Origin of the sequence: Ruminococcus sp. AM42-11, assembly GCF_003480145.1 — a bacterium.
Taxonomy (GTDB): domain Bacteria; phylum Bacillota; class Clostridia; order Lachnospirales; family Lachnospiraceae; genus Blautia_A; species Blautia_A faecis.
Genome location: NZ_QUIO01000032.1, coordinates 42,853 through 53,057, shown reverse-complemented (window position 1 = coordinate 53,057; position 10,205 = coordinate 42,853). Strand labels below are relative to the sequence as shown.

General features: G+C 38.0%; 9 protein-coding genes and 1 pseudogene. 7 read left to right on the top strand and 3 right to left on the bottom strand.

All coding sequences use genetic code 11. From position 1 onward, the window contains the following. Positions 1-461: 461 nt before the first annotated feature. On the top strand, positions 462-2,240 hold the full coding sequence (locus tag DW904_RS16765) for a DUF262 domain-containing protein (protein WP_118582921.1): 1,779 nt from the start codon (positions 462-464) through the stop codon (positions 2,238-2,240). A gap of 352 nt (positions 2,241-2,592) precedes the next feature. Here DW904_RS16765 and DW904_RS24140 read toward each other — a convergent pair. Then, positions 2,593-2,724, bottom strand: a pseudogene (locus tag DW904_RS24140) (transcriptional regulator); the annotation flags it as partial. Between the two features lie 20 nt (positions 2,725-2,744). Between DW904_RS24140 and DW904_RS24135 the strand changes: the two are divergent. The 4 genes from DW904_RS24135 (at position 2,745) to DW904_RS16745 (ending at position 5,818) form a co-directional block, all read left to right on the top strand. Further along, the gene (locus DW904_RS24135; RefSeq protein ID WP_118368555.1) at positions 2,745-2,882 is read left to right on the top strand and encodes a DNA-binding protein; all 138 of its coding nucleotides are present in this window, start codon (positions 2,745-2,747) and stop codon (positions 2,880-2,882) included. Positions 2,883-3,285: 403 nt separating this feature from the next. Continuing rightward, entirely contained in the window at positions 3,286-3,507 is a 222-nt protein-coding gene (locus DW904_RS24130; RefSeq protein ID WP_118582918.1) for a hypothetical protein, read from the top strand. After that, positions 3,504-4,601 (top strand): aminomethyltransferase family protein, encoded by a 1,098-nt coding sequence (locus DW904_RS16750; RefSeq protein WP_118582915.1) that lies wholly within the window; start codon positions 3,504-3,506, stop codon positions 4,599-4,601. Before DW904_RS24130 ends, DW904_RS16750 begins: the two co-directional genes overlap by 4 nt. An 11-nt stretch (positions 4,602-4,612) precedes the next feature. Further along, positions 4,613-5,818 (top strand): MFS transporter, encoded by a 1,206-nt coding sequence (locus DW904_RS16745; RefSeq protein ID WP_202187755.1) that lies wholly within the window; start codon positions 4,613-4,615, stop codon positions 5,816-5,818. Between the two features lie 85 nt (positions 5,819-5,903). Here DW904_RS16745 and DW904_RS16740 read toward each other — a convergent pair whose 3' ends face one another. Both DW904_RS16740 and DW904_RS16735 read right to left on the bottom strand, forming a co-directional pair. Further along, positions 5,904-6,875, bottom strand: coding sequence for a helix-turn-helix domain-containing protein (locus DW904_RS16740; RefSeq protein WP_118582909.1), 972 nt, complete (start codon positions 6,873-6,875; stop codon positions 5,904-5,906). Further along, positions 6,845-7,450: a hypothetical protein gene (locus tag DW904_RS16735; RefSeq protein ID WP_118582906.1), complete on the bottom strand. Its 606-nt coding sequence runs from the start codon at positions 7,448-7,450 to the stop codon at positions 6,845-6,847. The genes DW904_RS16740 and DW904_RS16735 overlap by 31 nt, the downstream gene beginning before the upstream one ends. A 249-nt stretch (positions 7,451-7,699) precedes the next feature. On the opposite strand from DW904_RS16735, the gene DW904_RS16730 reads away from it, so the two are divergent. Further along, the gene (locus tag DW904_RS16730) at positions 7,700-8,644 is read left to right on the top strand and encodes an NmrA family NAD(P)-binding protein (protein ID WP_118514200.1); all 945 of its coding nucleotides are present in this window, start codon (positions 7,700-7,702) and stop codon (positions 8,642-8,644) included. A 20-nt stretch (positions 8,645-8,664) separates the two neighbouring features. After that, complete coding sequence (locus tag DW904_RS16725; RefSeq protein WP_118582903.1) at positions 8,665-10,014, top strand: aminomethyltransferase family protein; 1,350 nt, start codon at positions 8,665-8,667, stop codon at positions 10,012-10,014. Positions 10,015-10,205 lie beyond the last annotated feature (191 nt).

Sequence of the window (10,205 nt, the reverse complement as noted above, 5' to 3'; positions counted from 1 at the left end):
AGGAAACTGCATGTAATGACACCAATGAAATATCATGAGCAATATACAAAAGCAGCATAAAATATCGCCAGCTATAGCATGGCTGACGATACAAAAATTTATTATTTTTATTGTCCTCTTGACGGGGAGCATACCATTTAGTACAATCTGTGAACTTAGGACAATGGAACACATACAAAACCAGATAGAACTATAACACCTATACAAAAATATATAACGATAAGGCTTTGCTTGCGGGTTTGCATTGTGGAATCACACAACTAATCTGAGCTATGATCTTTAAAGAAATGGTCGATATTATTCTTGATTTGAGAAAACGGAGAGCACTTGCACCAGAAAAGCGTTCGTTTGATAAAAAAGAAATTATGTGTCTTTCATATCTGACAGATTTTGTAAGAGGTTCATTGGTTACAATAATATAGTGTGTTATATAAATTGATAGTATATGACGGAGGTAAGGGATGAATTTTAAACCAGATGAAAAAAATATACGTAGTTTATTGAAGTCTGGATGCCAGTTTGTGATTCCAAGATTTCAGAGGGAATATTCCTGGGACAAAAAGAATTATCAAGAATTCTTTGAAGATATGATGAATAATTTGGTGGCATCAAATGGAACAATAAGCGATGATCAATATTTTTTAGGAACAATGCTTTTTGTGGGGAATTTTGCCGAGAAACCAGATAAGCCAATAGAAGTTGTTGATGGACAACAACGCTTAACGACTATAACCATTTTGTTTTCAGTATTGTCAGATCGCTTTCGTGAATTAGGAGAAGATACTCTTAGTAAGCAATTGTTTAATTACATTATGACAACGGATGATAATGGTGAAGAAGTACGTGTTTTGCAAAGTAAAAGTAGTTATCCATATTTTGTATATTATATTCAAGATAGAGAAAAACAGATCAAGACGGAGCCAAGTACAGAAGAAGAAAATTGTATACAAGAGACATATGAATTTTTTTTACAACAAACATCTGAAAATTCATTGAAAAAATTGTTAAAAAAGCGAATGGGAGATGATATAGTTAATTCAATCTCATATGTGGATATTTTAAAAGCATTACGAGATCAAGTTTTGGACTGTACATTTATATCAATTGCGGCAGGAGATAAAGATCAAGCAAATAGGATATTTGCAATATTAAATGCTAAAGGAAAAAGGCTAGCATATATTGATTTGATAAAGAATAAAATATTCGAAGAATTAAAAGATGGAGTTAATGGAACATTTGCTGAAGAATGCTGGAATGATATTAAGACGACTTTGAATTCAGGTTCAGAAACCGTTGGGATGGCTACGTTTTTCAGACACTATTGGATATCTAAGTACAAAAGGTGTAATGCGAGTGTACTTTATGATAGTTTCAATAAAACAATTGTCAAAAATGAGACACTTTATCGTAATTTCTTAGAGGATCTTCTTTTAAATGCCAAGAATTATATGAAGATCATAAATCCCAGAAGAGAAGATTATAATAATCGTAAAGAATATTTTTGGCTAGTTCAATCATTAAGCACTATGAATAAAACATTTAATGTAGTCCAAACGAGAATAGCACTTTTGGCATTGTATGATATAAAGGAGCGTAATTTAGTATCTACAGATCAGTTTAAAAAAGCAATATTAACAATAGAAAATTTCCATTTTGCATTTACAGCAGTTTGCTCAATGAGAACAAATAACCTGGAGACGATATATTCTCGTTTTGCTATCGCGTTGCGAAAATGTACTAATAAATCAGATACGAGCAGGGTAATTGATGAAAAATTGATTATACCACTTAATAAATTGTATCCAAGTTATGATGTGTTTGTTGTAAAATTTAAAGAGTTGTTTTTTACAAAAAAGGATGAGCCAACAAATGTTAAATGCAAATATGCAATTTACAAATTAAATTGTTTTCTTAGTGGCAAAGATGTTTTTGAGGATGATGGAAGTATAGAACATATTCTGTCAGAAACAAGTGGCGATCATGCTTTGAATATAGGAAACTTAATCCTTTTGGAAGGAAAAATAAATGGTGATGCAGGACAGAAAAGTTATGTAGAAAAAATTCCTTATTATCAAAAATCTCAGTATGCGTGGGTAAAGAAGTTTATAAAAGCAAATAAGGATTGGGATGAAAGTATGTTTGAAGGAAGAGCAGAGAGGTTGGCAGCAGTTTATTATAAAGAGATATTAAAGAGAGAACTTCCAAAAGGTAACATGATTCGGGTAGAAGATGTTGTTTAATAGCTTACTACGCTGATTAATTGATAACATTCCCCTGATAACAAATTGATAACACCGTTCAGTACAGCCTATGGATTTAGGACAGTGGAATACATATAAAACCAGATAGGACCATAATTCCTATACAAAAGTGTATAGTGATAAGATCTTATTTGCGAGTTTGAATAATCCACACAATCATAAGATGCCAGTATTTATGCGGGTCGCAAACAAATTTGCTTAGTGACTGGCAACAAAATGGCAACATTTTGTGATTATTCAAAAGATAAAAATTTTATTTCATAACGTATATAAAGAAACCTACTGATTTTCAGAAGTAAAAAACTGAATATCGGTAAGGTTTTCTTTTTCCTTATTTTTCTTTTTTAGTCAATTCTTTTACGAGGTAATCACTCAATTCCTGAGATGGTATCTTGGCACGTTTCTGGTAAGTATCCAGTTCCGGATACTTATATCTCCATTCATCATATTCTTCCTTGCTGATTAGAAGAAGTTGCAGCGGAACTGGGAGTTTCCAAGTCTTATGCTTATAAGATTGTCAAACAGCTAAATGAAGAATTACAGAAGCTGGGTTATCTTACGGTAGTTGGCAGAGTAAACACTAATTATTTCCGCAAAAAAGTATGTTACAGCGAAATGTAAGAGAAAGAGAGGAGAATTTGTATGAGTATTTACAAAGATAATGTCACTGGGAAGTGGCGAGTGGTCTGTTTTTTGCAAGACCTTTTTGCATAAAATTGCAAAAAGGTCTTGCAAAAAACATAATCGGGTTAAAAATAACGAAAAAGGTATTAGTAGTTGAATCATATAACCAATGACAAAGATGATCAATCATTTTAGAATATAAATATCAAATGTGACTGTTCAGGCGCCGACGGTTAAGAAAATTTGAGTAAATAATTGTGATGCAAGATTAAAAAAGTGGGATTATTTCTTATCATTACAACAGCAAGATTTCACTGGGCTTTATCAACCCGGACTATGCAAAAGAGGGAACAGAGCTGGGAATGATTTGGGGTATTAGCGGAATAAGGAGGAAAGTGTAGTGGAGGATTATATTGGAGCGAGAGTAGATTATGAGCCCAAGTATAAAGATGTTTTACCTATTTTCAGAATATTGGGAATCTTTATACTTGGGAAGCTGATCCTTGGTATGAAACTTGTAAATCGTGGGCAGAAACATGTTACATTCATGCAGGGATTAGTGGGGCTGAAATTACATTCCAAGGAAAAGATGCACAGGCGTTTCTCTCAAAACTTTGTATGAATAACATTAGCAAATGGAAAAACGGAAAAAATAAACATTTGGTTATGCTTGATGAAGAAGGATTGATAGTAGCTCATTGTCTTAGTATGAAAGACGACGATAATACATATCGGATTACGGCTGCACTTCCATTTGCAGCAATGAAACTGTTGGAGACTGGTGCTTATGATGTGAAAATGACCATGCGTGATATCTTTGTCTTTCAATTTTCAGGACCAAAGTCATTAACAATTATAGAAAAACTTACGAATACGAATCTTCATGATCTAGCATTTTTGCAATTTCGTAAGGTAAGTATTCCGGGACTGAATATTGAAGTGGAAGTGAACAGGATTGGGATGAGTGGAACACTTGCATATGAAATTCGTGGTTTAAAAGAAGATGGTCCCAATGTATATCATGCGGCTTATGAGATCGGAAAACCTATGGGATTAAAGAGGCTTGGATGGCGGAGTTATCCGGTGAATCATGCTTTTGGAGGATATCCGCAAGTTACGGTATCATTTGAGAGCGCTTCCTATAAAGATCCGAAGGTTGTAGAAATGTCACCTGCAAATATTTCATATACTGGAAGTGTTGAACCAGAGAATCTTCGTGCACGTTTCCGGACGCCGGTAGAGGTTGGCTGGCAATGGATGGCAAAATTGGATCATGACTTTATTGGAAGAAAAGCTCTTGAGAAAGAAATGTCAAATCCTCAAAAGATGATTGTATCTTTAATTTGGAATCCGGAAGATATTTTAGATGTACAGGCATCTTTGTATGGAGAGGGGGAGCCTTATAAGCAGATGGAGTATCCCTGTTGCGTTCCGGGCATGTGTGGAGGACATCAGGACTATGTTACCACAAGGGATGGCAAGGTTATTGGGTTATCCAGTAGTGCGGTATATAGTTCCCATTATCATAAAATGATTTCTGAATGTACCATAGATATGGAATATGCCAAAGAGTGCGAAGAAGTGATTGTAAAATGGGGCGATTATGGAAAGCGTATAAAGGATATCCGTGCAGTAATTGCAAAATTTCCATTAAATGATCTGGTTGAGAATAAAAATTATGATATTAGTTCTTGTCCGTATGGCTTTGAAGAATGAAGGGAGTTTCCATGAGTAAAAAAAATAGAAAATGGCTGGTATTTACGATTATGTGTCTTGCATATATGCCGGGAAGTTATGCACAATACCAGTTATCCGTGTATGCCCCGGAACTAATACAATCTTTTGGACTTACAACATCGCAGTTTTCATCTTTATTTACGGCGCCTATGATTGTAGCAATTTTCTTGAGTTTTGTAGGAGGAATGATTTCTGACAAGGTTGGTTCAAAGAAAGTCATTAATATTTCATTTGTTATAGCTGGAATTGGAATGATTGGGAGAGTTTTTGCAAATAGCTATATGCCATTTTTTCTTTGCATGGCATTAACCGGTTTCTCCAATATGTTTGTCAATATTAATGCATCCAAGATTACTGCAAGTTGGTTTGAGCAGGAAAAGCTAGGAATTTTGATGGGCATATTTGCATTTTGCGGACAACTTCCGGGAGCATTTGCGACAGCAACGACGGCAGTTTTGTTTGATAGCAGGACATCTGCTTTTATTGTATCAGCAATATTCTGTATTAGTGTATTTGTTTTATGGTTGCTTTTTGTGAAAGATAAGCCAGAGGATACAATGGAAGAAAGGGAGAAGATAGATCAGGAAAATCAACCTTCCATTGGGGATTCTCTTAAGGTAGTACTTTCTAATAAAGGTATATGGCTAGTTTCTATTTGTATTATGATGGCTCTTGGCAGTACGGTAACTTTATCCACTTTTATGCCGATGGCATTGCAGACCATGTATGGAATAGATTTGAAAGTATGTGGTACGATTGCATCTATGTTGACATTGGGAAATTGTATTGGTTCTATTACAGGTCCCATTGTATTCTCTAAAATCAAAAATGTTAAAGTGTTTGTATCAGGAGCTGCCGTGTTGAGTTTTGCCGGAATTATTATGTGTTGGAGATTTCCGTCCATATTCGTTTTACACATACTGGTTCTTTATACTGGAATTATGCTTGGAGCGTCAATGCCTATTTTCCTTTCCGCACCGGTTTTGTTAGAAGGACTTGGAACTAAATATGCAGGAAGTGCGGCGGGTGTCATCTCTACATTACAGCTTCTTGGAGCTGTTTTGATTCCAACTTATATATTAACACCGATTGCGGGAGATAATTATAGTTTGTTGTTTATGCTTGCATCCATATGTATGGTAATTATGTTCCTCTGTGGGCTGTTACTCCCTCAGTTCGGAAACAATCAAAAGTAAGAATCACAAAATAAATGAAAATCTTCCTATGTTGCAATGAAATTGCTGTCGCAAGCCAAATTTCAAGCATAGGAGGATGTCCAAATTAAAGTGTTTCGCAGATGAGGCAGGATATTAATAAATAGAGAAGCATATTTTCATCCAGGTAATCCAGTGAAATATGGAGCAGGTCTTCGATTTTTCGTAGCCGGTAGATCAAGGTGTTTCTATGAAGATGAAGCGTCCGGGCAGTCTCCGCTATATTTCTTCCGTTGATAAGATAGCATTTTAAATTATGAATGAGTGTGAGATCCTGCTCCATATGGCTTTGCCACAGGGATAAAACAGCTGGGTGGCAGAAGCCCGGCAAGGAGTTTTTTTCCTTAAGGACGCCATATAAAACATGTAGAAAGGCTTCATCAAACCTTTGAATATGTTTTTGAGGCTCCAAAGGGTAAGATTTCATAAGCCTGCATTGTCCATATGCCATGGAAAGCTCCGTGAATCTAAAAAAACGGGTGCTTATATAGACCTTAAGGGAAAGCCGTTTTAGCAAATCCTCCAGTGCGGCGTATGATTTTTCATAATCAGGATCAAAATCCCGCCTGCGGCAAACCGCAACAATAGAATGTTCAAAATAGAGGACAACTCCATGAGGCAGAATGTTTTTTATCTGATGAATATAGGCAGACTGACGGGTATCCGAGACGTCAGATTCCGGAAGGGAAAATTGATAAAGATACCAAATATCCTGGTTCGTATAATTTCTGGCTTGGAGATAATAAGAGGTAGAAAGCTCATCTGCCGGATATCCCTGTAAAAGCCGTATAACATAATAGTTTTCTTCATCCTGCAAAAGAAAAGGCTGAATCTGGTGATTCATAGCAAGCTCTGTAAAATGAACGACTTCTAATAACAAAGCCTTTTGTGCTTCCGTAAAGGGACCGTTTATATCTGTCGTACCGAATGCTCCAAAGTTTTTTCCCTCAAAATAAAGCGGAGCGGTCAGAGAGTGATGGGATGGATCCTGACGAAAGACGCTGGAGATTAAGCGGTTTCCGCTGTGAATTTCCTGCATAACTCTCTGGTGTTCGTCAGGATATATGGATTCTGTCGGTGTAAAGCCGAAATTGATAACCTCGTCCCAGAGAGTTCCCTCGATTTTTTCCTGAAATTTCCCGGTATAATGCAGCAGCTTTCCGGTTGGAGAAAAAGGGCAATCGGGTTGCAAAGAAAGGTGGTCGCATAATCAAGCAGATCTGAAACGTCTTTGTTTTCGATAATTATATTTAGGCATTGCTCATACCAGGCATAGTACTTATCAAAAATATCCAGAAACTCACGGAATACCTTATGAAAAGGCTCGTCCGTATATAAGATGGCGGCATGCTCCATCCAGGAAGGGTTTATCTGTCCCTCCCTTGATCCGGTTTTGGTACAGAAAATCAGGAAACGGGGCTTACGTATATCCCATTCCCTATCAAGGAAAGAGCTCTCTTGTGTTAAATACAGAAAATCATTATCGATTATTTCCATGGAATCATCAAGCATGCGGGCATGCCGGAATAATTGATCTAAGACCGTAGATTTATAAAAAATCCTGTATTTATCAGGAATCCAGTCAAGGATGACAGAAATGCTCATAGATTTCATTGCAAAAAACTCCTTTGGTTATTTTTGACGAAAAAAGACGGTATAAATGAATTATATAACTGATGACGGGAGATGGCAACTGCCTTACTATAAATATATAGGAAACACTGTTCAGGCGCCGACAGTTAGAGAGGAGATAATATAATTCAGACAAAAGGAGGGAGGCAATAAAAAGAGCTGAGTGAGCATCCTATAAAGGGGTATCGATTTTTTAATATTATAACTATATAGTTGAAAGGATTATTTTTTATGAAAAAGATATTGTTAAATGGAGTAGACGGGAATTTTGGAAGCAGATCAGCCCGTGTATTGCTGGAAAAATATCCTCATGAAGCTTTGATTTTTACGGCTCCAACAAAAAATGGTCTTGAAAAATACCAGGCAATGGGCATTGAAACCAGAATTGCCGATTTTAACAATGCGGAAAAACTGACGGAAGCATTTAAAGATGCGGATACAGTTATTCTGATCTCCATGCCATTCGTTGGACCGAAAAGAAGAGCGGCACATAAAATTGCAATTGATGCGGCTGTGGCGGCAGGTGTAAACAAACTGGTTTATACATCGATTGTAGGAGCCGGACATGAGGATATCAATGCTTACGAAGTAAACGATCATGTATGGACCGAAAGGTATATCAAAAAACAGCCCATCCATTATTTGATTCTTCGGGATTCCCAATATGCGGAAGCAATGGTCTCCACATTTGTGGAAGCAGTTGAAAATACAAACGGCATCATCCGCAATAACATGGGAGATGGGAAAATGGCATTTGTTTCGAGGGATGACTGTGCGCTTGCGGCGGCCTGTGCGGCAATGTCTGATTGGGAAGATCGAATTGTTGATATAAATGGAGCCGAGCTTCTGACAATTGCACAGTACATGGCAATCGCCTCGGAGGTTACGGGTAAAAAGACGGAATATCAATATATCAACGATGATGAGATGTATGAGTTCTTTGACTCCATCGGCGTTCCAAGGACAACGGAGGAAATGTGGGCGGACACGGCGAAGAACTTTCCATTTTGCTCAGATGGAATGGTGTCCTTTGGCAGGGCAATCCGTCTGAATCAAATGAGTACATTTACAGATGATTTTGAAAAGCTGACAGGGCAAAAGCCCATCACGGTAAGAGAAATGTTTGAAGATATGGAAAATCATTTAATCGGAACAAGAACATCTACAGATAATTAAAAACAGTAGGAGGACGAAAAATGGCAGAAATGATGAATCCGGCGCTGGAAGGCGCCACCTTATTGTTCCCACAGGGATCTTTTATTACGGCATATGCTTATACGGGCGTGGAGGATGAGATCAAGGCATATCAGACCAGCGCATGGATTGGAACAGCGCTTATGACATCCCCCATTTATGATGTATACGGACCGGATGCCGTTAAATTAATGGGACAGGTTTGTACAAATGATTTTACCACGCTGGGAATGAACGGCATACGCCATGCCGTAATGTGCAATGAGAAAGGTCAGATTCTGACAGACGGCGTTGTAATCCGTATCGGAGAAGATCGTTACAGAACCTACTGGCTTGATCCGGTGATCTCTTATTATGTCAATACATCAGATCTGGATGTGCATGGCGAAAACATGAGCGGAAAGGAATATTTTATCCAGATTGACGGTGAAAAGTCCTTAGAGATTCTGGAAAACGCATTCCAGGCTAATCTTCACGACATCAAATTCGGCAGACATAGAATCCAGGAGGTAAACGGAAAACAGGTACGCATCATCCGGCTTGGCATGTCCGGCAACCTTGCTTATGAAATTCACGGAGATATGGCGGATTATGCGGAGATCTATAATCTGGTATGGGCGGCAGGTGAAAAGCTGGGAGCAAGAAAGCTTGGGCTCCAGGCTTATAACATGTTTAACCATACGGAGGCCGGATTCCCGAATATCAATCTTCACTATCCGCTTCCGTGGCTGGAAACCAGCGAGAAAATGACAGAATATATGCGCACAGTGCCTCAGTTATCCATGTTCAATCTCAATCGAAGGCTTCTCGGAAGTGTGGGGGATGATCTTCAGGCTCGCTTTGTTACTCCCTATGATGTGGGATGGGATTTCCTGATTAAATACAATCATGACTTCATTGGAAAAGAAGCCCTCCTTGAAATGTCGAAAAAGCCCCAAAAAAAATGCGTAACCCTGGAGTGGAACGCCGAGGATGTGGCAGAAGTCTTTGCAACCATGCTCAGCCCTGGGGAGGAACCCTGCGAGGATATTACCAAACCATGCGCTCTTGAATACTATTTCTGTGTCAGAGAGTTTGGTTTTGAGTACCGGGCGGATAAGGTGCTGGCTGCAGATAAGGAGATCGGGATCACAAGCGGAAAAATCATCTCTTATACCTATAATAGCATGATTTCTCTGGCCTTCATTTCCGCAGAATTTGCCAAAGAAGGGACGGAGCTTGAAATACTCTGGGGAACGCCGGGAACCCGCCAGATGAAGGTTCGCGCAAAGGTTGCCAGATTCCCGTATAATCAGGATTATATCCGTAATGAAAAGCGGGATGTTTCGGATATACCTGTTTTTGAAAGATGAAACCGGAGATGATTACATAGGGAAAATAAAATTTATGTGTTCCCCTGCAGAGTTTTCAAGCTTTGCAGGGGATCTGCTGTTTACGGGTTTATTCTTTTAACTTAATACATATACCTGTATTAATTATTGAACATAATATAGAATTTATTTCTCATGTAGCAGATTATCTTGTAGATGTAGGAAGAAATGCA

Bases quoted from the DNA above. Each gene is read 5' to 3' on its own strand.
- DW904_RS16765 (WP_118582921.1), top strand. From the start codon at position 462: ATGAATTTTAAACCAGATGAAAAAAATATACGTAGTTTATTGAAGTCT.
- DW904_RS16725 (WP_118582903.1), top strand. From the start codon at position 8,665: ATGGCAGAAATGATGAATCCGGCGCTGGAAGGCGCCACCTTATTGTTC.
- DW904_RS16740 (WP_118582909.1), bottom strand. From the start codon at position 6,875: ATGCAGGAAATTCACAGCGGAAACCGCTTAATCTCCAGCGTCTTTCGT.
- DW904_RS16745 (WP_202187755.1), top strand. From the start codon at position 4,613: ATGAGTAAAAAAAATAGAAAATGGCTGGTATTTACGATTATGTGTCTT.
- DW904_RS16730 (WP_118514200.1), top strand. From the start codon at position 7,700: ATGAAAAAGATATTGTTAAATGGAGTAGACGGGAATTTTGGAAGCAGA.
- DW904_RS16735 (WP_118582906.1), bottom strand. From the start codon at position 7,450: ATGAAATCTATGAGCATTTCTGTCATCCTTGACTGGATTCCTGATAAA.
- DW904_RS16750 (WP_118582915.1), top strand. From the start codon at position 3,504: ATGAATAACATTAGCAAATGGAAAAACGGAAAAAATAAACATTTGGTT.